24 protein-coding genes and 1 CRISPR repeat array are annotated in these 25,908 nt (G+C 42.1%); of the genes, 23 read left to right on the top strand and 1 reads right to left on the bottom strand.

The genetic code is table 11. From position 1 onward, the window contains the following. The first annotated feature begins 373 nt into the window (after positions 1–373). The 11 genes from FILTAD_RS04635 to FILTAD_RS04585 all read left to right on the top strand — a co-directional run bounded on the left by FILTAD_RS04635 (position 374) and on the right by FILTAD_RS04585 (position 12,912). Positions 374–4,051, top strand: coding sequence for a nitrate reductase subunit alpha (locus FILTAD_RS04635; RefSeq protein WP_124069347.1), 3,678 nt, complete (start codon positions 374–376; stop codon positions 4,049–4,051). After that, positions 4,041–5,660, top strand: a complete 1,620-nt coding sequence (gene narH, locus FILTAD_RS04630) for a nitrate reductase subunit beta (protein WP_124069346.1) — start codon at positions 4,041–4,043, stop codon at positions 5,658–5,660. Before FILTAD_RS04635 ends, narH begins: the two co-directional genes overlap by 11 nt. Beyond that, entirely contained in the window at positions 5,653–6,222 is a 570-nt protein-coding gene (locus FILTAD_RS04625) for a nitrate reductase molybdenum cofactor assembly chaperone (RefSeq protein ID WP_124069345.1), read from the top strand. The genes narH and FILTAD_RS04625 overlap by 8 nt, the downstream gene beginning before the upstream one ends. After that, a complete protein-coding gene (narI, locus tag FILTAD_RS04620; RefSeq protein ID WP_124069344.1) occupies positions 6,215–6,895 on the top strand; it encodes a respiratory nitrate reductase subunit gamma in 681 nt (226 codons plus the stop codon). Before FILTAD_RS04625 ends, narI begins: the two co-directional genes overlap by 8 nt. A gap of 49 nt (positions 6,896–6,944) precedes the next feature. After that, a complete protein-coding gene (locus tag FILTAD_RS04615; RefSeq protein ID WP_160117561.1) occupies positions 6,945–7,409 on the top strand; it encodes a GAF domain-containing protein in 465 nt (154 codons plus the stop codon). Then, on the top strand, positions 7,409–8,503 hold the full coding sequence (locus FILTAD_RS04610) for a sensor histidine kinase (RefSeq protein WP_124069352.1): 1,095 nt from the start codon (positions 7,409–7,411) through the stop codon (positions 8,501–8,503). The genes FILTAD_RS04615 and FILTAD_RS04610 overlap by 1 nt, the downstream gene beginning before the upstream one ends. Beyond that, complete coding sequence (locus tag FILTAD_RS04605; protein WP_124069342.1) at positions 8,481–9,128, top strand: response regulator transcription factor; 648 nt, start codon at positions 8,481–8,483, stop codon at positions 9,126–9,128. The genes FILTAD_RS04610 and FILTAD_RS04605 overlap by 23 nt, the downstream gene beginning before the upstream one ends. Positions 9,129–9,144: 16 nt before the next feature. Further along, entirely contained in the window at positions 9,145–9,672 is a 528-nt protein-coding gene (locus FILTAD_RS04600) for a hemerythrin domain-containing protein (protein WP_124069341.1), read from the top strand. A gap of 118 nt (positions 9,673–9,790) precedes the next feature. Continuing rightward, positions 9,791–11,281, top strand: coding sequence for a nitrate/nitrite transporter (locus FILTAD_RS04595; RefSeq protein WP_124069340.1), 1,491 nt, complete (start codon positions 9,791–9,793; stop codon positions 11,279–11,281). A gap of 68 nt (positions 11,282–11,349) precedes the next feature. After that, on the top strand, positions 11,350–12,369 hold the full coding sequence (locus tag FILTAD_RS04590) for a ThiF family adenylyltransferase (protein WP_124069339.1): 1,020 nt from the start codon (positions 11,350–11,352) through the stop codon (positions 12,367–12,369). A 27-nt stretch (positions 12,370–12,396) separates the two neighbouring features. Next, positions 12,397–12,912, top strand: coding sequence for a MogA/MoaB family molybdenum cofactor biosynthesis protein (locus FILTAD_RS04585; protein ID WP_124069338.1), 516 nt, complete (start codon positions 12,397–12,399; stop codon positions 12,910–12,912). Positions 12,913–12,936: 24 nt separating this feature from the next. Here the strand turns inward: FILTAD_RS04585 and moaC are convergent, their stop codons facing one another. Further along, positions 12,937–13,431, bottom strand: a complete 495-nt coding sequence (moaC, locus tag FILTAD_RS04580; RefSeq protein ID WP_124069337.1) for a cyclic pyranopterin monophosphate synthase MoaC — start codon at positions 13,429–13,431, stop codon at positions 12,937–12,939. Positions 13,432–13,494: 63 nt separating this feature from the next. Between moaC and FILTAD_RS04575 the strand changes: the two genes are divergently transcribed. The 12 genes from FILTAD_RS04575 to cas2 all read left to right on the top strand — a co-directional run bounded on the left by FILTAD_RS04575 (position 13,495) and on the right by cas2 (position 25,416). Beyond that, on the top strand, positions 13,495–14,751 hold the full coding sequence (locus FILTAD_RS04575) for a molybdopterin molybdotransferase MoeA (RefSeq protein ID WP_124069336.1): 1,257 nt from the start codon (positions 13,495–13,497) through the stop codon (positions 14,749–14,751). Beyond that, positions 14,739–15,260: a molybdopterin-guanine dinucleotide biosynthesis protein B gene (mobB, locus tag FILTAD_RS04570; RefSeq protein ID WP_160117560.1), complete on the top strand. Its 522-nt coding sequence runs from the start codon at positions 14,739–14,741 to the stop codon at positions 15,258–15,260. The genes FILTAD_RS04575 and mobB overlap by 13 nt, the downstream gene beginning before the upstream one ends. Further along, complete coding sequence (locus FILTAD_RS04565) at positions 15,247–15,690, top strand: molybdenum cofactor biosynthesis protein MoaE (RefSeq protein ID WP_124069351.1); 444 nt, start codon at positions 15,247–15,249, stop codon at positions 15,688–15,690. Before mobB ends, FILTAD_RS04565 begins: the two co-directional genes overlap by 14 nt. Next, the gene (gene moaD, locus FILTAD_RS04560; protein WP_124069350.1) at positions 15,687–15,920 is read left to right on the top strand and encodes a molybdopterin converting factor subunit 1; all 234 of its coding nucleotides are present in this window, start codon (positions 15,687–15,689) and stop codon (positions 15,918–15,920) included. Before FILTAD_RS04565 ends, moaD begins: the two co-directional genes overlap by 4 nt. Beyond that, a complete protein-coding gene (mobA, locus tag FILTAD_RS04555; RefSeq protein ID WP_124069334.1) occupies positions 15,917–16,489 on the top strand; it encodes a molybdenum cofactor guanylyltransferase in 573 nt (190 codons plus the stop codon). Before moaD ends, mobA begins: the two co-directional genes overlap by 4 nt. A gap of 4 nt (positions 16,490–16,493) precedes the next feature. Then, complete coding sequence (gene moaA, locus FILTAD_RS04550; protein ID WP_124069333.1) at positions 16,494–17,504, top strand: GTP 3',8-cyclase MoaA; 1,011 nt, start codon at positions 16,494–16,496, stop codon at positions 17,502–17,504. 411 nt (positions 17,505–17,915) lie between these two features. Next, positions 17,916–18,191: a UPF0175 family protein gene (locus FILTAD_RS04545; RefSeq protein ID WP_238988145.1), complete on the top strand. Its 276-nt coding sequence runs from the start codon at positions 17,916–17,918 to the stop codon at positions 18,189–18,191. A gap of 201 nt (positions 18,192–18,392) precedes the next feature. Continuing rightward, the gene (locus tag FILTAD_RS04540; RefSeq protein ID WP_124069332.1) at positions 18,393–18,818 is read left to right on the top strand and encodes a VOC family protein; all 426 of its coding nucleotides are present in this window, start codon (positions 18,393–18,395) and stop codon (positions 18,816–18,818) included. Between the two features lie 527 nt (positions 18,819–19,345). Further along, entirely contained in the window at positions 19,346–20,806 is a 1,461-nt protein-coding gene (locus FILTAD_RS04535) for an IS1182 family transposase (protein WP_124069349.1), read from the top strand. Between the two features lie 168 nt (positions 20,807–20,974). Further along, positions 20,975–24,211: a type II CRISPR RNA-guided endonuclease Cas9 gene (gene cas9, locus FILTAD_RS04530; RefSeq protein WP_124069331.1), complete on the top strand. Its 3,237-nt coding sequence runs from the start codon at positions 20,975–20,977 to the stop codon at positions 24,209–24,211. Then, the gene (gene cas1 / locus FILTAD_RS04525; RefSeq protein WP_124069330.1) at positions 24,201–25,103 is read left to right on the top strand and encodes a type II CRISPR-associated endonuclease Cas1; all 903 of its coding nucleotides are present in this window, start codon (positions 24,201–24,203) and stop codon (positions 25,101–25,103) included. Before cas9 ends, cas1 begins: the two co-directional genes overlap by 11 nt. Beyond that, positions 25,096–25,416 carry a CRISPR-associated endonuclease Cas2 gene (cas2, locus tag FILTAD_RS04520; protein ID WP_345788885.1) on the top strand — a complete coding sequence of 107 codons (321 nt, stop codon included), beginning with the start codon at positions 25,096–25,098 and terminating at the stop codon, positions 25,414–25,416. The genes cas1 and cas2 overlap by 8 nt, the downstream gene beginning before the upstream one ends. 153 nt (positions 25,417–25,569) lie before the next feature. Continuing rightward, a CRISPR array of direct repeats spans positions 25,570–25,868; the repeat unit is 36 nt; unit sequence ATCGTATCACAGCAAAGTTTGTAGGGGAAATATGGC. Positions 25,869–25,908: the final 40 nt, after the last annotated feature.

The raw sequence follows: 25,908 nt of genomic DNA, 5'->3' as shown, positions 1-25,908 counted from the left end.
GCAGCGAGGGAAGCGGCTGAAGCCGTGCCCGCGGAAAGCGTCCGCTCGGAACGAAAATCAACGGGATTTGAAGAGAGTCGGACTTTTTCAGCGGCCTCGTGCTCTTCTGCCTGGCTTATCGCGGGAGGCATCCACGAAGCGCCGAAGCGGCATTCAATGGACTCCTTTTAATCCACCCCCAGCTCTAGCTCTGCGAGATATGACGATATTTTGTCAGAGCCAAAAAAGAAAACGTGAAAAACAACGGTATAGGACTTTCCCTAATATGAATAACATTGATTACTCTTTAACATGTAGGGTATATGAATGAACAAACTATTCAATTCCCTCATTTTCATCGTTCATCATTCTGAAAAGGAGCGTGTTTCATCCGATGAAGAAAAAGAAGTTTGACTTAAACTATTTTAAACCTGTTGAGCGTTACTCAGGAAGCTGGTCGATTTTAGAAGAAAAAAGCCGTGACTGGGAAAACATGTACCGTCAAAGATGGTCTCACGATAAAGTTGTCCGCACAACACATGGCGTAAACTGCACAGGTTCATGCAGTTGGAAAGTGTTTGTAAAAAACGGAATCATCACATGGGAAAATCAGCAAATCGATTATCCTTCATGTGGACCGGATATGCCCGAATTTGAACCAAGGGGATGCCCGCGTGGTGCGTCGTTTTCTTGGTATGAATATAGCCCGCTAAGAGTGAAGTATCCTTACGTACGCGGGAAATTGTGGCGCATGTGGAATGCATCACTTGCAGAGCATAAAGATCCTGTTAAAGCATGGGCAAGCATAGTTGAAGATCCCGTTAAAGCGGATGACTATAAAAAAGCCCGTGGAAAAGGTGGGCATGTACGCGTCAATTGGCGCGATGCAACAATGATGATTTCTGCACAGCTCATTTACACGATTCGCAAATATGGACCTGACCGGATTGCCGGCTTCACGCCGATTCCAGCGATGTCCATGGTCAGTTATGCATCAGGAGCACGATTCATCTCGCTAATCGGTGGCGAAATGCTTAGCTTCTATGACTGGTATGCCGATTTACCGCCATCTTCACCACAAATCTGGGGTGAACAGACAGATGTTCCGGAATCTAGTGATTGGTTTAACGCTGGCTATATCATTATGTGGGGATCCAACGTTCCACTTACGCGAACACCGGATGCCCACTTTATGACTGAAGTCCGTTACAAAGGCACGAAAGTCGTTTCCGTCGCACCGGATTATGCAGAAAGTGTTGTCCATGCAGACGATTGGATTGCCGCCGATCCGGGTTCAGATGCCGCAGTCGCACAAGCGATGACGCATGTTATTTTGGATGAGTTTTATGAACAACGAAAAGAACCGGCATTTATCAACTACGCAAAACAATATACAGATATGCCGTTCCTTATCACACTTGAAGATCATGAAGGACTTTACAAAGCGGGTCGTTTCTTACGTTCAAGTGACCTCGGAAGTGAATCCGAGCATGCCGACTGGAAACCTGTCATTTTCGATGAAGCAACTAACGAGATTATTGTACCGAACGGAACAATGGGGCAACGTTGGGAAAATGACGTCAATTGGAATCTAATTCTTGAAAATGAAGACGGTACGCGTGTGGAACCTGCCTTATCCATTTTGGAACACGAAGCACAATGGGAAGAAATCGTATTCCCGTACTTTGATAATGTGGCAAATGGCACGTTCAATCGTCCTATACCGGTCAAAAAAGTGAAATTCAAAGATGGAACGGAAAAACTTGTGACAACCGTCTATGACCTTATGATGAGTCAGTACGGTATTCGCCGTAAGGGAAGCGACTTGGAAGCGAAAGGGTATGAAGATGCAGAGTCTTTCTATACACCTGCTTGGCAAGAGAAAATAACAGGCGTCAAGCCGGAGCTTGTGACGCAGATTGCACGCGAATTTGCGCAGAACTCCCTCGACACGGATGGACGCTCAATGATTATCATGGGAGCCGGCATCAACCATTGGTTCAACAGTGATACAATTTATCGTTCGATTTTAAATCTAGTAACATTAACTGCTTCACAAGGCGTAAACGGCGGCGGTTGGGCGCATTATGTTGGTCAGGAAAAAGTACGACCGATTGAAGGTTGGAGTTCTATTGCTTTTGCAAGAGATTGGCAGGCACCTCCAAGACTTCAAAACGGTACATCATTCTTCTATTTTGCGACAGATCAATGGAAATACGAAGAAATGGGTGCGGAATTGCTAATGTCACCTACTGGTGGGGAAGCGCGCTACAAACACCCTGCTGATTATAATGTGTTAGCTGCACGACTCGGTTGGCTTCCTTCATACCCGCAATTCAACAAGAATAGTCTTTTATTTGCCGAAGAAGCGGCGAAAGAAGGTAAGACATCGACGGAAGAAATCGTCAATTATGCATTGGAACAATTAAAGTCTGATGAAATTCGATTCGCGATTGAAGACCCGGATGCACCGGAGAACTTCCCGCGTACAATGTTCGTTTGGCGTTCGAATCTCGTTTCAAGTTCTGCTAAAGGGCAAGAGTATTTCATGAAACACTTATTTGGCGCTTCCAGTGGTCTTCTAGCATCACCAAACGAAGACGTGAAACCTGAAGAAATCGTTTGGCGTGACGAGGTGGAAGGGAAACTTGATTTGCTTGTCGCACTCGATTTCCGTATGACAACTACACCGTTATATGCGGATATTGTCTTGCCGGCAGCAACATGGTATGAAAAACACGATCTTTCATCGACTGATATGCATCCATTTGTGCATCCATTTAACCCGGCAGTCGATCCATTATGGGAATCTCGTTCCGACTGGGATATCTATCGGGAAATTGCCAAGACATTCTCTGAAATGGCGAAAACACATTTACCGGGCGTCTATAAAGACTTAATCACAATGCCACTCAGCCACGATTCCGTTCAAGAAATTGCACAGCCATTTGGCGAAGTGAAAGATTGGAAAAAAGGCGAGGTTGAAGCGATTCCAGGCAAAACGATGCCAGGGATGACGATTGTGGAACGAAATTACACACAAGTCTACGATAAATACGTAACGCTTGGGCCGTTATTGGCTACAGGTAAAGTCGGCGCGCATGGCGTCAGTTTCTCTGTTGCAGATGAGTATGAAATGATGAAAGGCATCAATGGAACGTACTTCGACGATACGATCAAAAACGGATTGCCGAAACTGAATACTGCAAAACAAGCAGCTGAAGCTATGCTTACACTTTCCTCTGCAACCAATGGCCGTGTTTCACAAAAAGCCTTTGAATCAGCAGAAGAAACAACGGGTGTGGAGTTGAAAGACATATCAGCTGATCGTGCTGCAGAGCGTTTCACTTTTGCCAGTATTACAGCACAACCGCGAGAAGTTATTCCGACGCCTGTATTTAGCGGTTCCAACAAATCTGGACGTAGATATTCACCTTTCACAACGAATATCGAACGGTTAGTGCCTTTTAGAACGCTTACGGGTAGACAACATTTCTACTTGGATCATGAGCTTTTCCTTGAATTCGGTGAAGGATTACCTGTTTATAAACCGACGTTGCCGCCGATGGTATTCGGCTCAAGTGACAAACAGATTATCGGTGGCCAAGATTCACTTGTACTCAGATATCTGACGCCACACGGTAAATGGAATATCCATACGACTTACCAAGACAATCAGCATATGCTTACCTTATTCCGCGGGGGTCCAACGGTTTGGATTTCGGAAGTGGATGCGACAGCACATGGCATCGATGATAACCAGTGGCTGGAAGTATATAACCGAAACGGCGTCGTTACAGCCCGTGCGGTTGTCAGTCACCGGATTCCAAAAGGAACAATGTTCATGTACCATGCGCAAGATAAGCATATCCAAGTACCAGGATCGGAAATTACGGAAGAGCGGGGCGGAAGTCATAATGCACCGACACGTATCCATATGAAACCGACGCAAATGGTTGGCGGTTATGCACAACTTAGTTACGGATTCAATTATTATGGACCGATTGGAAACCAACGGGATGAGTACGTAGCAGTCCGTAAAATGAAGGAGGTCAATTGGCTTGAAGATTAAAGCACAAGTAGCAATGGTGATGAATCTCGACAAGTGTATCGGATGCCATACTTGTAGTGTTACCTGTAAAACTACATGGACAAACCGGGAAGGTGCCGAGTATATGTGGTTCAACAACGTAGAAACAAAGCCGGGCATCGGTTATCCAAAACGTTGGGAAGACCAGGAGCTCTATAAAGGCGGCTGGCATATCAATAAAAAAGGAAAGCTTGAACTGAAATCTGGTTCAAAGCTTTCTAAAATCGCATTGGGTAAAATTTTTTACAACCCCGATATGCCTGAAATGAAGGATTACTATGAACCATGGACATACGATTACGAAAAACTAACAAATGCAGCGGAAAGTGAACATTCACCTGTAGCACGTGCTAAATCAGTCGTTACGGGCGAATATATGGATCTTGAATGGGGTCCGAACTGGGAAGACCAGCTTGCAGGTGCACACATAACTGGCCCGCAAGACCCGAATATCGTCAAAATTGAAGAAGAAATCAAATTCAATTTTGAGCAGGCATTTATGATGTATTTGCCACGACTTTGCGAACATTGCCTAAACCCGAGTTGTGTTGCATCTTGTCCTTCAGGTGCAATCTATAAACGCGAGGAAGACGGCATCGTGCTTGTAGACCAGGAAGCGTGTCGCGGCTGGCGTTACTGCATGACGGGATGCCCGTACAAAAAAGTGTACTTCAACTGGAAAACAAATAAAGCGGAAAAATGTACATTCTGTTATCCGCGTATTGAATCAGGACTTCCAACAGTTTGTTCAGAAACATGTACAGGAAGAATCCGTTACTTGGGCGTATTGCTATATGATGCAGATCGCGTCCTTGAAGCTGCTTCTACACCGGACGAAAAAGATTTATACAAAGCACAATGTAGCTTGTTCCTTGACCCAAGTGATCCAGAAGTGATTGAACAAGCAAGAAAAGATGGAATATCTGAAGAGTGGATAGAAGCAGCTCAAAACTCACCTGTTTATAAATTAGCGATTGAGTATAAACTTGCTTTCCCACTTCACCCGGAATACCGTACTCTTCCAATGGTTTGGTATGTTCCGCCATTGAGTCCAATCATGAACTACTTTGAAGGTAAAGATTCCATCAAAAACCCGGATATGATTTTCCCAGCAATTGAAGAAATGCGTATTCCGATTCAATACCTTGCGAATATGTTGACTGCAGGGGATACGGAAACAGTGAAAGGAGCATTGCAACGTATGGCAATGATGCGTTCGTATATGCGTGCAAAATCGTCAGGTAAAGACTTTGACAATTCTAGGCTTGAGCGTGTTGAACTAACGGCACACCAAATCGAACAGCTTTACAGATTGCTTGCAATTGCGAAGTATGAAGACCGCTTCGTTATTCCGACTTCACACCGAGAAGGGCATATGAACGCGTATCGTGCACAAGGATCTACGGGGTATGAAGGTTCTGCGGGTCATGACGGAATGGGCGATTACAGTATGGGAACTGCTGAAAGCAAATTCAGTTATTCAGGCGTAGCAGCCAATGATGGTTGTGACGGTTGCGGATCAGCAACGCCTAAGAAATCAGGTAAGGAAATTTATGAAGAGAACTTCTACGGAGGGATTTGGCGTGATTGACCTTCAAAAGTTATACGATGAAAAACAGGCTTTCGGATTCTTTGCCAATCAGCTCACATATCCCGAAAAAATAAGCTTCCATCCGTCGGTTTTGGAAGAGTCAATTGACTCTTCCCACCCGGCTTATGCAGATGTTAAAAAATATTGGGATTTAATGCATGAAAAAAGCTTGGATGAGATTCAGGAAATGTACACCTACACACTGGATTTCCAAAAAGATTCAACGCTGTTTATGACGTATGTAAAGTATGAAGATGCAAAAGAACGCGGTCAAATGTTGGCGAAGCTGAAAGTGCTTTATGAAATGTTCGGTATGAATATGCCGGATTCCGAGTTATCCGATTTACTACCGCTTATGTGTGAATTCATTTACGCTGCTGAGTGGATAGGTGATCCACGGGCGCAACAAAGTTTTTCCATGCTATTAGCAGTATTAGAGGACGGTACTTATTACTTAATGAAAGCATTAGAGAAGTATAACAGCCCTTACTTCCATCTCATTAAGGGGATGAGGGAGACATTTAAATCTTGTATTCGACAGGAGGCTCCAACTCATGAGTAATCAATTTTTGTGGGTTATTTTCCCTTACGTGTGTATGGCTGTATTTGTAGTAGGTCATATTTTTAGATACCGAAACGACAAGTTTGGTTGGACTGCAAAATCGAGTGAATTCATCGAGAAAAAACAATTGATGATTGGGAGTATCCTGTTCCATGTCGGTATTATTCCGGTTATTGCGGGACATATCGCGGGACTTGGAATCCCGAAAGAATGGACACAAGCATTAGGCATTAGTGATCATTTGTATCATGTTGGTGCTGTCTATGGTGGCGGTTTTTTTGGAGTTGTAACACTTGTCGGAATGTTCATCCTTACGTCAAGACGTTTTACAAAGAAAAATGTACGTCAGTTGTCGTCTCAATCTGACCTAATCGTTAATTCACTTCTTCTTTTCATCGTCTTTATGGGTGTATACAGTTCACTTGTGACAAATAATCTTAATCCGGGATTCGATTACCGGAGTTCAATTTCAATCTGGTTCCGTTCATTACTTATCTTTCAACCCGAAGCAGCTTATATGACAGCTGCACCACTCGCATTTAAAATTCATATTCTGACGGGATTCCTAATCTTTGCAATGTGGCCTTTTACAAGACTCGTTCATGTATGGAGTGTTCCATTGAACTATGTGGGAAGAAGCTATATTCTGTATAGAAGAAGTCCTAGGAAATAAACGCGAGGAGAAGTCATCATCGACTTTTTCTACATGGAGAGTAAAGTATATGACTATACAGAAGACGTTCAATTATCAAAAGGAAATTGAACAGATAAAAACACAATTTAACTTTGACTTTGTTGCACTGGCACTTGTTCAATCTACAAACCAACTTTTTGAACTGAAATGGACCTACGCAACAGGCAATCATAGTAACCGATTTCGACGAATTGTTTTGCGGACTGGTAAAGGTGTAGCGGGCAATGTGTTAAAAACGGGGAAGCCGATGCTTGTTGAGGATATGGCTCCTAGTTTAATGAAAAATGATCTACATAATTATTTGCTCATTGTTGGGGAAGGGTTGAAAAGTGTCGGTGCTATTCCACTTTATAAATCGAATCGGGTTCACGGTATACTACTTGTCGCATGCCGTGAAGGAAGAAAACTTACAGCTACGCAATTCACACAACTTAAGCAAGCGATTGGCCCGGAATTTGGCCCATTTTACAATAAGGAGATGTTTAGGCTTTGATGCGTATAAATGAATTTCAGCTGACGGATTTGTTAATAAAAATGTACGACAATTCAGCTGAAGCCATCTTCTTTTTTGACCGAGTTGGTAAAGTAATCGCGATGAATAATGCTGCGCAGCAGATTTTGGATACAGAAGTACTTAAACGGATGGCAGAAGGTGATCCGAAAGCAATTTGTATGACATGTAAGGGCTATACAAATGAACATGAGCTGCAAACATGTATGTCGTGCTATTTATCAAATCCAACAGAAGACTTAAGTTCGTTCCAAGTCTATCTGGATACAGTGGGTAAAGGGATTATTCCTTATACTGCCAGCTATCAGACAATTGATAAAGAAAACGGGATTCGTGCATTTATGTTGCGGGATTTAACCAAGCAATATAGAACGCAAGAAATGCTCAATCAACGAACAATGATGAAAAGTATCATCAAGGCACAGGAAGATGAACGGAAAAGAATTTCAAGAGAATTGCATGATGGTGTCGCACAAGAAATTTTAAGTTCTTTAGTCGATATTCGTGTATTGAAATACATGAATATCGATGACGAAGTGCTGAAGAAAGTGCAACAAACAGAAGGTTCCTTAATGCACCTCTTGGACGATATTCGACATCTGTCTGTTGAACTACGGCCTGCTACACTTGATGATCTTGGGCTGGAAGCGGCTTTTAGAACACATTTTAAGTGGATTGAAAAAAATTATGGACTAATCGTTCATTTTTCTGCTGAATTGCAGTCGAAGCGTTATGAAGGTGAAATTGAGACGGTCGTTTACCGGGTTTGCCAGGAAGCTGTGTTCAACGCACTTAAATATGCAGGTACAGATGATATCAATGTGCGGCTTTTTGAAGAACAAGGGTTTCTGGAGTTACTTGTAAAAGATGAAGGTGTCGGCTTCGATGTAAATCATAATCAACCGATTGGCACGGGACTTGGTTTGTACGGTATGAAAGAACGGGCGGAATTAGTGGATGGACAATTGGAAACAAGGTCATTGATTGGCGAAGGGACCAGCATCACGTTGAAAATTCCATTGCTACATTCATCAAGTGAAGGAGGTCCAGGAGTTGAGAATCATAATCGCGGATGACCACGCAGTTGTTCGGAGCGGATTCATGCATATATTAAACTACCAAGAGGATATGGAAGTCATTGCGACAGCTGCTGATGGATTGGAAGCATACGAATTGGTTGCCAAGCACCGGCCAGACGTATTGCTGATGGATCTTAGCATGCCTCCTGGCGAAAGTGGACTCATTGCAACTGGTAAAATTAAAGAGGATTTTCCGGAAACGAAAATTGTTATTTTGACGATGCATGATGATGATGAATATTTATTTCATGTGCTGAAAAATGGTGCGTCAGGGTATGTGCTAAAAAATGCTCCGGATGAAGAACTACTCAAGGCCATCCGTGTTGCGCATGACGATGGTACATATATTCACCCTGAAATGGCAACTTCACTCGTACGGGAGTTTGTCAAAAAAGGCGCAGATAGTGTGGAAACGGACCCCTTCAAAATTCTCTCGAAACGTGAAATTGAAGTGTTGCCACTCATTGCGAAAGGGTATGGAAATAAAGAGATTGCCGAAAAGCTATATATATCCGTGAAGACAGTGGAAGCCCATAAGTCAAAAATTATGGAAAAGCTTCAACTGAAAGGAAGACCTGAACTAGTCCAATACGCATTAAAGAAAAAACTTTTAAACTTTTAACCAGGTGGTGTTAGCTTTGGCTGAAGAATCTAAATTCAAATTCGATCTCCCGGCGTTGTGCGTGTTAGAAAATGAACATCATTATTTGTCGCATTTAATGGAGATTTGGCATGTAATCGTTCTAAGTTTCGAACGAGATGTATACACGGTGGAAGAAGGCAGTGAAGCATTGCAATCGCTACGGAAGCTGATTGTCGAATTCATCGAACCGTTTAAAAATCATACAGACAAAGAAGAGGAATTCCTTTTTCCGCTCTTGGCAAAATACGTGGGGAGTGAACAAGGTCCTGTTAATGCTGTAGAAGAAGAGCATGAGGAAATCGATGCGTATATCGGACATTTCCTTCACCATACTCGCGGTGATCTGAGTGGGTTAACGATGCAAGAGATGAAAGATGTTGTTCGGGATGCAGGCGAAGCATTTGAAGTCATTACAGTTCACTTCGTTAAAGAAGAAGCAATCCTATTCCCGATGGTTACTAATATACTGCGGATTGAAGAACAGGATAAATTATATGAGCAACTGTACACATCAATATTATAAAAAAACCGGGTATAGGAAGTTTTCTTGCCTGTCAGTGGAATAGCCATTACTGTTGTCTGCCTTGTCATACAGCACTGTTCATTATGTAACTAAATTATTCATGATAGGACTGATCCTGATGGTGAGAAAAATGCAATTGCCTTTACAAACAGCTAACTTGATTGTCGGCTTTATGGTGTGGGTTCTTATTTCTTCCCTTATGCCATTTATTCGGGAGGATATTGCAATTCCGGCTGGTAAACTCGCAATTGTAACAGCTGTGCCGGTTGTGTTGGGTTCGATTCTTAGAATTCCACTCGGTTACTATGCAAACGTGTTCGGCGCTAGAGTTATATTTTTAGTAAGCTTTATCATCCTGTTATTTCCCGTTTTCTACATAAGTGCAGCATCATCCTTCACTGACCTAATTATCGGGGGGATATTCCTTGGGGTCGGTGGGGCCGTATTTTCTGTTGGTGTAACTTCTTTGCCGAAATATTACCCAAAAGAAAAACACGGTCTCATTAACGGGATTTACGGAATGGGTAATATGGGTACAGCGATTTCGACATTTGCCGCCCCTGTGATAGCAACGCAAATCGGTTGGTCGATGACTGTTAAACTCTATCTCATTCTATTACTTATCTTTGCTGCATTGAACTTCTTTTTAGGTGACAAGCAGGAACCTAGAGTGAAATCGTCAATCGTTGAACAGATTAAAGGTGTATATAAAAATGAGAAGCTTTGGTTTTTCTCCCTTTTCTACTTTCTTACATTTGGCTCATTCGTTGCATTCACGATTTTCTTGCCGAATTTCCTTGTCGACTATTTTGCTTTGGACAAAGTTGATGCGGGAATGCGGACAGCTGGCTTCATTGCAGTTGCGACGTTTATCCGCCCGGTAGGTGGTTGGCTAGCAGATAAGTTTCAACCATTGTTCCTTTTAATGGGTGTTTTTTCAGGAATCACATTTGCAGCCTTTATCCTAGCGTTTTCGCCAGCTATCGGTTTGTATACCGTGGGTGTCATGATTATTGCATTCAGTGCCGGTATTGGAAATGGTGTCATTTTCAAACTCGTTCCCTTTTATTTCAACAAGCAAGCGGGTATCGCTAATGGTATCGTTTCAATGATGGGCGGATTAGGTGGTTTCTTCCCACCTCTTCTTTTATCGGTTATTTACTCGATTACGGGCTCGTACTCAATTGGATTCATGGCGTTTTCACAAGTTGCGCTTGCTAGTCTCATATTCGTCGTTTGGCTCTATTATATGGATCGTTTAAGCCTTCAAAAAGAGGTATTCAATTCAACTGCACAAGGGATTATCGTAACTGATACAAAAGGACATATAAAGGCCGTCAACCCTGCGTTTACGACACTTTCTGGATTTACTGAAAGTGAAGCTCTTGGTAAAAATCCGAATATGCTGAGCGCTGGTAGACAGTCGCCCGAATTCTATAAAGAGATGTGGGAAGTAATCGGAAATGATGGTCAGTGGCAAGGTGAACTATGGAACAAACACAAAAATGGTGAAGACTATCTTGAAATGTTAACAATAGCAACAGTTAAAGATGATTCCGGGGACATTGTCCGATACGTTGGGACTTTCCTTGATATAACACCGGAATAAGAAGAGGGCATCCGGTCGTTAAGGCTGGGGGCCCTTGCTCTATTGTGTAAGGATAAGGAGGACGTCAAATGGAGGGCCGGTATTCAAGACAAACGCTTTTTAAGCCAATTGGAATAGAAGGGCAAGACCGTATTGGCAATGCTGCGGCTCTTATCATTGGTTGCGGTGCACTGGGAACGGCAATTTCAGAAACGCTTATCCGGGCTGGTGTGGGTAAGTTGATTATTGCTGATCGTGACTATGTCGAGCCGTCGAATTTACAACGGCAACAACTATTTACGGAGCAAGATGCTATTGACGGAACGCCGAAAGTCATTGCGGCTGAGCGCAGATTGAAAGCGATTCGTAGTGACGCACAAATCGTACCAGTTCTTGACCATATTGATGGTCCTCTATTGGAAAGTCTAGCGAATGATATTGAAATCATTGTGGATGCGACGGATAACTTTGAGACGAGATTACTTATAAATGACATAGCTTGGAAAAAGAATATCCCATGGGTTTACGGTGCATGTGTGGGAAGTACAAGCACAATGTTTCCGTTTGTTCCTGGTGCGTCCGCTTGTTTCCGGTGTCTCTTGCCTGTCCTTCCAGCTGTGAACGAAACATGTGATACGGCGGGTATCATCTCCCCCGCAGTTCAGATCACGGCTGCCCATCAAAGTGCAGAAGTGCTCAAATGGTTAACTGGAAATACGGATGCGATGCGTAAAAAGGTACTTCATTATGATAGTTGGGCGAACACAAACATCGAGGCGGGAATCTCTCGGATGAAAAACCCGTCATGTGAAACGTGTGGAACCAATCCGTCCTATCCATCCCTTCAAACGGGGAATGGTACGCAGTACGCTGTTCTTTGTGGACGTGATACAGTACAAGTCATACCCGAAAAAGGCCGGGTACTTTCCCTTACCGAGGTAGAAGAAGTTGCGAAACGACTTGGCAATCCCTATCGGAAAACACCCTATTTTGTTGAGATGAAATCGAACGATCACCGCTGTATTGTATTTGCAAATGGCCGGTTACTCATTCATGGATTGAAAGATATTCAAGTAGGCAGGAAAATGTACCATCAATTTTTCGGCTAAGCGCAGGGAAGATAAGGAGTGGAAACGATGTCAACTGAACATGAATTCGATGAACAAAAACAATTGATATACTGTGTCCTTACAATTAGTGATACACGAACAATTTCGAATGATAAAGGTGGATGGACCATTCGTACCAAGCTTGAGACGGCTGGACATAAAATTTTCGAAACATGGATTTGCCAAGACGATAAGATGGAAATCGAGTCAATTATCGAGGAATGGCTGCGCAATCCGAATGTACATGGCATTATAACGACAGGTGGGACAGGCATCGGCTTCCGAGATGTAACGCCAGAAACGCTTGAACCGTATTTCACGAAAAAGATGGATGGCTTCGGCCAACTGTTTACAATGCTAAGCTACACAGAAGACGTCGGTTCAAAAGCGTTGTTAAGCCGTGCTACAGCAGGTATTGTAAAAGACAAGGTTATTTTCGCGTTACCCGGATCTCTTAAAGCGATTGAGTTGGCGATGGAGAAACTAGTATTACCGGAATTGCATCACATTCATCATGAACTTACAAAACACCTGGGCGATTAACAGCAGAAAAAAACGTACAGACAATCAGTTGTCTGTACGCTCATAATCTCCATTTTTTCCACCTGTTTTAGACTGTAAGTAAGTCGGGCCGATGACCATGTCTTTCCCCGCAGCTTTACACATGTCGTATACAGTCAATGCTGCAACGGATGCAGCTGTAAGTGCTTCCATTTCGACGCCGGTCAGTCCTTTTGTTTTCACTTCCGTTGTGATGGCTATTTCAAAATGATCATCTTCAGGTGCGATGAGCCATTCAAAATGGACATTAATTCCCGTCAGTGGAAGCGGGTGACACATCGGGATGATTGTCGATGTCTGTTTGGCAGCCATGACAGCAGCTACCTGAGCAACCGCAAAGACATCCCCTTTTTTAGTTGTTCCCTCGGAAATTTGAGAATGAATCTGTTCATTCACACGTATGGAGGATTTCGCAATTGCAGTTCGGAATGTTTCTGATTTACCGGAGACGTCAACCATCTTAGCGCGCCCCTGTTCATTAAAATGGGTCAGTTCAGTCATAAAGGACATCCTTTCGATTTGTTTTATGTTTAGTATACCATTGATAGTAAGGAGAGATATGTTGTGATGGAAATGAGAAAACCGATAGCCGTTTCAGAAGCGATCCAGCGGGTAATCGACCGTGTTCAACCGCTCGGTAGCGAAAAAATTGCACTTGCAGAAGCATATGGGCGGATACTTGCTGAACCAATCATTGCAAAACACGATGTCCCCCCTTTTGACAAGTCTCCTTATGACGGGTTTGCTATTCGATCTGAAGACTCACTTGGTGCATCTGGTGAGAATCGGATTGCGTTTACCGTCATCGATCATATTGGTGCAGGGCAACTAGCAAAAAGAAGTCTTGCCAAGTCGGAAGCGATACGCATCATGACAGGTGCACCTATTCCTGACAATGCGGACGCGGTCGTTATGTTGGAACAAACAGTGGAAACAGAAACAGGATTTACACTTCGCAAACCGTTTATTGCGAATGAAAATATTTCAGCACAAGGTGAAGATGCAAAAAAAGGTGAAGAACTCATTCAATCGGGAACGTTCATTCATCCAGGCACCATCGCATTGCTCGCAACATTCGGCTACGCAGAAGTAATCGTCGCCAAAAAACCCATTGTAGGTATTTTATCAACAGGGACAGAACTTCTTGACGTGCAGGAAGAATTGGTACCTGGCAAAATTCGTAACTCCAATGGTCCGATGATTGCCGCACAGTTGGCTCGTATGGGGCTGGATTCAAAATCATACGGTATGCTTGCCGATGACCTTGACGCTTGCACGGCAACTGTAAAACAAGCTCTTCGTGAAACGGATGTCCTCATTACAACGGGGGGTGTTTCAGTAGGAGACTTCGACTATTTACCCGCTATTTATGAAAGACTTGGCGCAGATGTGTTGTTCAATAAAGTTGCAATGCGTCCTGGTAGTGTAACAACTGTTGCGCTAGCGGATAAGCAATTCTTATTTGGCTTGTCGGGCAACCCATCCGCATGTTTTACCGGATTTGAATTGTTTGCGAGACCTGTGTTGCTGAAAATGATGGAATCAGAAAAAGTTTATTTGCCTTATGCGAAGGCGGTTCTTGGTGAGGACTTCAAAAAAGCGAATCCCTTTACTCGCTTTATACGGGCAATTTACGAATCGACGCCTGCCGGTGCAACGGTTCGACCAGCAGGTTTCAACAAATCAGGCGCAGTATCTTCGATTGCACGCGGTAATGCAATTATCGTTTTACCGGGTGGAACCCGTGGGTACGAAACGGGAACGGAAGTGGATGTCTTGCTCCTGTGTATGGAAGAAGGCGATGCGACGTGGGTGCTGTGAAAACGTTACATGTAATCGGTTATAAAAATAGCGGAAAAACAACACTGATTGCAAGATGGGTCCGTTTATTGAAAAAGATGGGTTATTCCGTTGCAGTTTTAAAGCATCACGGTCACGGTGGTGCACTTAGCATGCCTGACTCAGAAACGGATGCGATGCAGTTTTTCACGACAGGCGCCGACGTCTCTATTGTTGCAGGTGGAGGTGCGGTTCAATTGCTGATGAATGAGGAACCCGACTTCACGCAGTTAAAGCAACTCGCTATCACCCGTATTTCGGATGTTTTACTGATTGAAGGCTATAAAGAACAGATGGGGGATAAAGTCGTTCTTCTTAGAAGCGAAGAAGATTGGCAATCGCTGCACAACGTACAAGGCGTACAGCTTGTAGTGGGAGCACCTGACACAGCGATTGACTATCCACATATTTCGTCAAGGGCGGAAGACCGGCAGTTGGACTTTTGGCTGCTTGATTGGATAGGAAGGGAAGAGCATGATGAAACCGTATGAAATTGTTGAAACACCAATAGAAATACAGAAGTATGCGGATTATGTCTTACATGCCGGCGCGGGGGCAGTTACCGTTTTCACAGGCAATGTAAGGGAATGGACGCACGGAATCCGCACATTATATTTAGCATATGAGGCCTATATTCCAATGGCGGAGAAGAAATTGGCTCAAATCGGTGCTGAAATGGAAGACAAGTGGCCGGGCGTGAAAGTAGCAATTGTCCACCGAATTGGTGAGTTGCATATCTCGGATATTGCCGTACTCATTGCCGTGTCTTCATCGCATAGAAAGGCGGCATATGAAGCCAATGAATACGCGATTGAGCGCATTAAAGAGATTGTTCCCATTTGGAAAAAAGAGATTTGGGAAAACGGAGAAGAATGGATTGGTGCACAGAAAAAGTATCCAGAAGGGAATGGTTCAGAATGATTACAGTCAATTACTTTGCAAGGCTCCGTGAGTTGACCGGTAAATCGGAAGAAACGATTGAATCGGATTCAATGACCGTCCAAAAACTGTTGGATTGGGCCGAAGACACGTATCCGGGCTTCGGTAAAAGCACAGTACATGTAGCGGTGAATGAAGAATATGCATTGAAAGAAGATATCATCCAATCAGGGGATGTTTGTGCATTCATCCCACCAGTGAGTGGAGGATGACGGAAACGGTTGGCGTTATACTGGCTGGTGGATTGTCCAGACGTTTCGGCTCTCCGAAAGCATTTGCACAGCTAGGCGATTTGAAGTTCTACGAAATCGCTATCAAGGCGCTCACAGCTCAATGTGATGAAATTATTATCGTGACGCGGCCAGAACTTGTGAAAGACTTTCAGACAGATGCGCATGTTATAATTGATAAGACGGAATATGCAGGACGCGGTCCGCTTGCAGGGATTCTGTCTGCTATAGAATTCGTGCAAGCGGACCGCTATATCGTATTGCCCTGTGATATGCCGTATGTAAGTGAAGCTGTTATTGGAAAGCTGGAAACGTTTCACGAAAAAGATATCACGGCTGTCATCTTGGAAGGACGAGCTCACCCGCTTGTTTCTATATGGGATAGCCATCTGAAATCCGAATTGCAGAAGGCATTGAACAATAACCAGCTAAGCGTTATGAAACTTTTAGCTGAAAGTGAAGCAACATGGATTGAGGGAAGTTCATTGACTGACGGTGAAAGGCTCGTGTTCACAAATATGAATACGCCTGACGAATTGGAAAGGGGCTGAAGAAATGAAAGCAATCACAGACAAACTCGGTCGCCCGATTCGGGATCTCCGTATCTCGGTAACGGACCGTTGCAACTTTAGATGCTCGTATTGCATGCCCAAAGAAATATTCGGTGATGATTATGCTTTTTTGCCGAAAAATGAATTATTATCATTTGAAGAAATCGAGCGGCTTGCGAAATTATTCGCGTCACTCGGTGTAAAGAAATTACGTTTAACAGGTGGAGAACCACTTATGCGTAGGGATTTGCCCGCATTGGTTTCGAAACTGATGAAAATAGATGGCATTGAAGACATTGGGCTGACAACAAATGGTGTTTTACTTCGTCAATATGCACAACCCTTGTATGACGCGGGATTGCGTCGTTTGAATATGAGCCTTGACGCACTTGATCCGGAAATCTTCGGCAAACTGAATGGCCGAGGGATTAAACCCGACCTAATTTTAGCGAATATTAATCATGCCCAGAATATCGGCTTTGAAATAAAAGTGAATATGGTCGTTCAAAAAGGTGTCAATGAAAGCGAAATACTGCCAATGGCTGCCTATTTCAAAGAACGAGGCATTGTTCTGCGCTACATTGAATTTATGGATGTCGGCAATGATAATGGATGGAGCTTTAAAAAAGTGGTCACGAAAAAGGAAATCTTCGACATGCTAAACGCTGAATATGATATAGAGCCTGTGGAACAAGATTATTATGGTGAAGTTGCAAAACGTTATCGCTATAAAGACAACGGTGCACAAGTTGGCTTCATCACATCCGTTTCAGAATCATTTTGCTCAACATGCACGCGCGCAAGATTATCATCGGAAGGAAAATTATACACATGTCTATTCGCATCGGGTGGCTTCGATTTGCGCGACTTAATCCGCAGCGGAATGTCGGATGAAGAATTACAAGATGCAATTAGCGGTGTATGGGCAAACCGTGGAGATCGTTATTCAGACGAGCGCACAGAACAAACAGCAAAAAACCGCAAAAAAATTGGCATGAGCTATATAGGTGGATAAGACGTTGCTTCGGCAGCGTCTTTATTTGATGTAAGGGATAGTGCACCTCTTTTAATCCGGATGCCAGCTTCTGCCACAATTTGAAGTGCGTAAATGGTGTCAGAAACCGGCACCGGGTGTGTGGGATATGTGTTACATACCAGCGAAGGCGCCTCAAAGGGGTAGCCGAAGCAATAAGACGACAGTGAACTTCTGTCCGGCTTATTGCGGGAGGCATCCCCGAGCGCCGACGCGTATTCAGTGGACCTCTTTCAATCCGGATGCCAGCTTCTGCCACAATTTGAAGAGCGCAAATGGTATCAGAAACCGGTACCGGGTGAATTAGATGGAGTAATTGTAAGAGAATTCGCGTCACTGATGATACAATACCAATAACAAGGAGTGATTATTATGGCAATGGATTTTTTTTAAGTGAATTTACCGACCGAATTTCTACCCTTAATCAATTCTTTAGACGGAATAAATATTGATGGCAAGGTAAAAGTATCATTAGCCATCGGACTTTTTGTTGAAAAGCAAGTGACTCTCGCCAAGGCGGGAGAGCTGTCAGGAAAAACAATAGGAAAATTTATAGACCTATTACGTTTAAAGAAAATTTCATGGATGGAATACACTGAAGAACATTTACATGACGACGAACGAGCAATCCGTGAAATAATGGGAGATAGTAGTAATGGGGAAAAGTGAAATAGTAAGGTTGAATAAATGACTATCTACATAAATCAAGCGAAGGCGCCTTATCGGGGGTAGCCGAAGCCATCCCCAAGCGCGGAAGCGGGATTCAATAGACTTCTATTAATCCAAGATGAAATCAATCGAAAAAGGGAATAATCTTCCCAATGTTGAATTAAAAGATATAGAAATGAATAACTCAAGGGAGGAATCGAAATGAAAGGTTCAGCAATCCCCTATCTAACATTTTACGGCGAAGCAAAAGAAGCCACTGATTTCTATGAAACTGTATTTGGTTTAGAAAACCTAGGCGTGCAAAAGTATTCGGATACAAACTTTCCACACCCACCGGAAGCGGCGGACTACCTGATGCATTGTCATCTGAAGAAGAATGATTTTCAACTAATGCTGGCAGACTCCGCGGACAAGCGACCCGAAAACGAAAGTCATGGTCTTTCCCTCACCATTCAATGCGAAGACGAAGAAGAGGCACGACGTCTCTACGATAGTTTACGACAAAAGGGTAAAGTACTAATGGAACTGCAAGACACGTTCTGGGGTGCGAAATACGGAAAAGTGAAAGACAAGTTTGGCTTCACGTGGGACTTGAACTGTGAAAAAAGAAGACTGAATAGCATATAAAAGTTCTAACGGTGCATTTAAACTTACTTTAAATGGTACTTCCTAACAAGTGAAAATAACTTTTCTATACAACTTTACAAGTATAAGAATATTTGATATATTATAAGTGTGACTTGGGGAAGTCACGAATCGTATTACAGCAAAGTTTATAGGGTTCTTATGGTAAGGCATAAAGCCGCGGCGTTGGGGATCGCCTATCCGTTTATACGGATCTCCCTCAAAAAAGTGACTAAAGTAATTGAGGCCGCTGAAAAAGTCCCTTATTAAAACTAAAACCAAAAGTCTCCATGGAAAACGCTTCGGCGCTTCGTGGATGCCTCCCGCGATAAGCCAGGCAGAAGACCGCTGCCAGTCTTATCGCTCCGGCTACCACTGTGAAGGCGCTTTCGCTGGTTCTGTCTAAGCACTTCACTTAGGTTATTTAAAAGTAATAAGTACAAAAAACATGAGCCGTTCCACGATAAAATCGAGGAATGGCTCATGTTTTTTGTAGTATAATGAAGAGACTAATTCTAGGCGGTGTCCCGATGATTTCAAATCAAGAAACGTTAAACCTCAGCCCATTTACGGCGATTTACGATCTCGTTGTGCCAAAAGATAATCAGCTACGTCAAATCAATGACCTTGTCGATTTCTCTTTTGTATACGAAGAATTAAAGAATAAATATTGTCTCGATAACGGTCGCAATGCAGTGTCGCCAATTCGTATGTTCAAATATTTATTGCTTAAATCAATCTTTGATCTATCGGACATCGATGTCGTGGAACGTTCTAAATATGATATGTCGTTTAAATATTTTCTTGATATGGCACCAGAAGACCTGGCGATTGATCCTAGTTCCTTAACGAAATTCCGCAAACTCCGTCTTCAGGATGCGGGTTTATTAGACTTGCTGATTCAAAAGACGGTTGAAATTGCATTGGACAAAAAGCTAATCAACAGTAAAACAATCATCTTAGACGCTACACATACCAAAGCACGTTATAACCAACTATCACCGAAAGAGTTTTTAATGGAGAAGTCGAAAAACGTACGTAAAGCTGTGTATCAAATCGATGAATCCATGAAAGGAAAGTTCCCAGCTAAAACAACTTCTAACGAAGTGATAGATGAATTAGCCTATTGTGAAGAAGTCATTTTAGTGATTGAAAAAGAAGCCCATCTTGTCAATATTCCAGCGGTCAGAGAGAAGTTAAATGTATTGAAGGAAATTGTAGAAGACTATACAGAACAGCTCGATTACTCAGCGGATCCAGATGCGCGGGTAGGTCATAAAACAGAAGACTCCTCTTTCTTTGGCTATAAAACGCATATTGCGATGAATGATGAACGATTGATAACGGCTGCGATTGTGACAACGGGTGAAAAAAGTGACGGTAAGTATCTACAAGAATTGATTGAGAAAAGCCAAGAAACGGGAATGGAAATTGAAACGGTGCTTGGAGATGCCGCGTACTCCGAAAAAGATAATATTCGTTATGCGAAGGACCATAAGCTTGAACTCATCTCCAAATTAAATCCTAGCATTACGCATGGTAATCGGATAAAAGAAGATGAATTTGAGTTTAATAAAGACGCAGGAATGTACGTTTGTAAAGCAGGTCATATGGCGATTCGAAAAGCGCGTACAGGAAAGAAAAATGTAGGACAAAACCAAAGCCAAACCTATTATTTTGATATCAATAAATGTAAAACTTGTCCGCTTCGTGAAGGTTGTTACAAGGAAGATGCGAAAAGTAAAACCTATTCTGTGACAATTAAATCGACTGAGCACAAGGATCAAGAAGCGTTTCAAAATAGTGATGAGTTTAAAGAAAAAGCGAAATCACGCTATAAAATTGAAGCAAAAAATAGTGAATTGAAACATAGACACGGGTACGATGTGGCCACATCCGCGGGTCTATTTGGCATGCAGATACAAGGGGCGATGGCTATATTTGCGGTCAATCTCAAACGGATTAGGACGCTAATGAGGGAATCAGAGTAAGAAATAAGAAGGAAAAAGACGCCATTTTGTTCAATTTTGAACGAAATAGCGTCTTTTTCAATTTAGGCCTACTCTCGGAATCTAAACCGTAAGTTTTTCAGCGGCCTCAAGTAATTTAGTCACTTTTTTGTATACATATTAAAATCCAATTTAAAGGGAGTGTACAACATGAGGTATGACATCGGACTAGACATCGGTGTAACATCAGTTGGCTGGGCAGTTATTAACTTGGATAAAAACAGAATTGAAGATTTAGGAGTAAGAATTTTTGAAGTAGCTGAAAATCCCAAAGATGGCTCCTCACTTGCCACTCCAAGACGGGAAGCAAGATCCTCCAGACGTCGATTAAGAAGGAGAAAATACCGAGTATCTAGGGTGAGGAAGCTTATTGTGGAGAAAGGGTTATTAACAAGTGTACATGCAGATGCACTTTACGATTGGCGAGATGGCGACTTTGACATTTGGCTTCTGCGGGTTAATGCCCTTGAGCGTAAATTACAAGACCGTGAATTTGCTCGGATCTTAATTCATGCTGCCAAGCATAGGGGATATAAATCAAACAGAAAAAGTGAATCAAAAGAAGAGGATAATGGCGTTGTATTATCCGCTATAAAAGAAAATCATGAGAAAATGTTGGAGAAAGGTTATCTGACAACGGCTCAGCTTTTAGTTCATGAAGCGGCTGATTATGAAGGGCGTAAACGAAACAAAGGTGGGCAATATACGCATGTTTTCGCACGTGCAGATCTTGAAAATGAAATTAACATCATATTCGATAAACAACAAGAGTTTGGACATTCGTTCGCCACCCAGGAAAACAAAGAAATATTTTTAGAAATGTGGGGTTCCCAACGCCCATTTGCTTCTAAAGATGAGATTATGAATAAAATTGGGGAATGTTCTATAGAGAAAGGAGAAAAAAGGGCCCCTAAGTTTACATATCGTTTTGAACGGTTTCGGGCATTGGATAAATTGAATCGTTTACGAATCTTAGCTCCGGAACAAAAGGGGAGGCCATTGACTGCAGAAGAGCGAGAAACGGTGCTGAATATGTTGCTAGAGAAAAAAGAAGTGAAATATACCGCATTACGTAAAGAATTGCATTTGCAGGAGGAAGAACGATTCAACGAATTGTTTTATGATGAAGGAAAATCACTGGCGATTAATGAGAAAGTTACATTTCTATCTCTAGAGGGACAATATAAAATTAGAACAATTATAAAAGAAACAGAAGGAAAAGATGCAGTATATGAATACAGACCCATCGACTACGACGCAATCGCCTATGCCTTGACGGTTTTTAAAGATGATCAAGATATTAAAGACTATCTACTAAACCAATATGTCGATACCAAAGGAAGAAAACAGTTCAACATTTCAAATCGGATATACAGCGATGGGCTGATTGATAGCCTACTCAATTTATCGTTCTCTAAGTTCTCTCATCTCTCTTTGAAGGCATTAACACAACTTCTTGTCCATATGGAAGAAGGAAAAACATTTAAAGAGGCCTGTGATTTCTGTGGATACTCAATTGGACAAACCAAAAATCAGAAGAAAACAAGGTTATTGCCTGTTCTACCGGAAGAAGAAATTCGTAATCCCGTTGTTCTACGTGCTTTATCCCAATCAAGAAAAGTCATAAATGCAATTATTAAAAGGTATGGAAGTCCTAGTAACTTGTATATCGAACTAGCTAGAGAGATGGGAAGACCGTATAAAGAACGAAGAGAAATATCGAAAGAATACAATACAAATCGTTCGGTGAATGAACGTGCAAAATCATCTGTTATAGAATTTAGCGGCATAAAAGATCCAAGGGGCCATGATATTTTAAAATATAAGTTGTGGGAATCGCAGGATGGTCGATGTGCTTATTCATTAAAAACTATCCCGCTCGAACAATTATTTGAGATTGGTTATGCGGAGGTGGATCATATCATTCCGTATAGTAGAAGTTTTGATGATGGAAATCAGAATAAAGTTCTTGTACTTACAAAGGAGAACCAAGATAAACAGAATCGAACGCCATATGAATGGTTTGGTCACAATGAAATAGAATGGCAAAAGTTCATTTCGTTTACGAGTTCTTTAAAATTGGGGCGGAAAAAGAAGAGCCTACTACTTAAAACGAATTTTGATAGCGGAGAGGAAGAAGCATTCAGAGAACGTCATCTGAATGATACGCGCTATATTACAAGGTTCTTGAAAAATTATATTGAGGAAAATTTGAAGTTTAGGGAAGAGGAGGACGATAAGCAACGGGTATTCACAGTGAATGGTGCCTATACGTCTCTGATGAGAAAACGATGGGGATTCAATAAAAATCGACAAGAAAATGATTTGCATCATGCATTAGATGCGGCAATCATTGCGGTAAGTCGTCCGTTTCGATATCAGGTAAGTGCTTATTTCAAACAACGTGAAATGAGCGTATATGAACTGCTTAGAAAGAAAAATAGACGCTTTCCAGAACCTTGGGAGGGCTTTTCAAGAGAATTAGAGGCACGGATGCTTCAAAATCCAATTCATTTTAAACTGGCGCTGGAGTCTTTAGATTCGGATTCCTATGACGATCAGTTTATTAATGAGACAAAACCAATTTTTGTTTCGAGGATGCCTAAACGAGGTGTGAAAGGCCAAATCCACGAAGCTACGTTACGTAGAAAAAGGGATGAGAATGAAAAAGGTTATACAGTTGTCGTATCGAAGACGAAGTTAGAAAATATTCCTTTCGATAAAAAAACTGGGGACTTTGCAATGTTTGGAAAAGAATCAGATTTAAAAACATACAATGCAATAAAAGAGCGATATTTGTCATATGGAAAAGACTCCAAGAAAGCATTTACTGAACCGCTTTATAAGCCTTCAAAAAGTCCGGAGTCTGCACCGGTTATTAGGTCAATTAAGATTGAGGATAAGCGGAATTTATATGTGAATTTGAATGATAAAACGATTGCGGATAACGCGAGTATTGTGAGGACGGATGTTTTTCAGCATGAAAAGGATGAGAAGTATTATTTGTTACCGGTTTATGTATCCGAGGTTAAAAATGTTAAGAATTTAAATAAATTTATCACTGCGAAAAGACCGTATACGCAATGGGTGGAAAAAACGGATGAATTTATGTTTTGTTTTAGTATGTACCCCAATGATTTAATCCGAGTTAAGCTACCGGCACCTAAAGAAAGTAGAGATTCAAGTAATGAAATAATCACTTGGCAAGATGGTTTCTTTTATTATAAAGGTACCGATACCCAAAACGCATCTATTACCATTCTTTCCCAAGAAGGTAGTTTGTTGGATCGGATAGGCGTACAAAGGCTATTAACGTTTGAAAAATATCAAGTAGATCCTATCGGAAATATCCAAATAGTTACTAAGGAAACACGTCATGGCGTATAGACATATTGTAATACGCAACCCTGGAAAAATTTCAACGCGGAATGAACAATTACTGATTCATCAAGAGGAAACTATTCAAATCCCGCTGGAAGATATCTGCACGATTACAATTGAAGAACCGGCTGTAACCATAACGAGTGCGCTGTTAAGTAAGTGCACGGAATATCATATTGAGTTTATTGTTTGTGATCAGAAGCGGATGCCTAGTGGATTATTGCAGCCGTTTCATCGTCACTCTCGGCAAAAGGTTGTAATGGAAATGCAGTTAGCTTTATCGAAGCCATTTAAGAAGAGGATTTGGCAACAAGTTGTTATCAGAAAACTTGAGAATCAAGCTAGGTGCTTGGAGCTTCTTCATAAAGCGGAAGAAGCGCAGAAAGTCTATACAATTTCGCGCAGTGTAGAGTCTGGGGATCGTACAAATCGTGAGGCGTATGGAGCTAGATTATACTTCATGATGCTTTTTGGACAAGACTTTAATAGACGGGAAGAAAACGTTCGCAATATTTCACTGAATTATGGATATAGCATAATTCGTTCATTAGTTGCACGAGCATTAGTCCGATACGGATTTATTCCTTCGATTGGAATCTTCCATGATAGTCAAACGAATGCGTTTAACTTAGTGGATGATTTCATGGAACCGCTACGTCCCTTCGTAGATATAATAGTTGCCCTTCACGTGTCTGAGGAAATGGAATGGTCAAAAGAAATTCGCGAAAAACTATTTGGGGTTTTAAATCAAGAAGCGATCTGGAGGAATGAAAAGCAAAGTATAACGAATGGGGTCGATAAAATGATACAGTCTTACATCGCTGCATGTCGAGAAACGGATGCGACTCATCTTGTTTTGCCTGATCTCGTATCTCTAGAAGAACATCGGTATGAGTAGATTTATGAGGCTAATTGTATTCTTTGATTTACCTGTCGTTGAGGCTAGTGATCGTAGACAATATACGAAGTTTCGAAAATTCCTATTAAAAGACGGATATATAATGCTACAGTACTCAGTTTATATGCGGATATGTAATGGGGAGGACGCTGTGCAAAAACATATGAATCGATTACATTCCCGTATTCCGCGAGTAAATGGCGCGATTCGATGTTTAAAAATTACTGAAAGACAATTTGAGAATATGGAAATATTATTAGGGGTAAAAGCGGTGGAAGAGGATTTTGGTTCAAATAAAACGGATTTTTTCTAAGGAAAGTGCTTGCAAAAGATGCAGGTACTTTTTTTATATTGCAAAATGCGAAAAAAAGCGTCTGTTAAAGGAAAAAGATGCTCTCTAAAATAGTGCTTTTTAAAAAAAAGAAGCCCTATAAAACCAGTGGTTTCAAGGGCTCCAGGGACATGGATCGTATCACAGCAAAGTTTGTAGGGGAAATATGGCGAGGGCACGCAACCAATCAACATGCGAGCAATCGTATCACAGCAAAGTTTGTAGGGGAAATATGGCAAACATTCGCCCGAATCCTGCCGCTTTCAATCGTATCACAGCAAAGTTTGTAGGGGAAATATGGCCGTAACCCGGCTATACTCCCGATTTTCCAAATCGTATCACAGCAAAGTTTGTAGGGGAAATATGGCCCTTCCGCTTGACCCTAACATTGTCGACATATCGTATCACAGCAAAGTTTGTAGGGGAAATATGGCTGATTCCCACGTCTTTGATTCTGTTCCACAATCGTATCAC

Source organism: Filibacter tadaridae, assembly GCF_900609045.1.
Lineage (GTDB): Bacteria > Bacillota > Bacilli > Bacillales_A > Planococcaceae > Sporosarcina > Sporosarcina tadaridae.
This window is presented reverse-complemented; position numbering and strand designations above follow the sequence as displayed.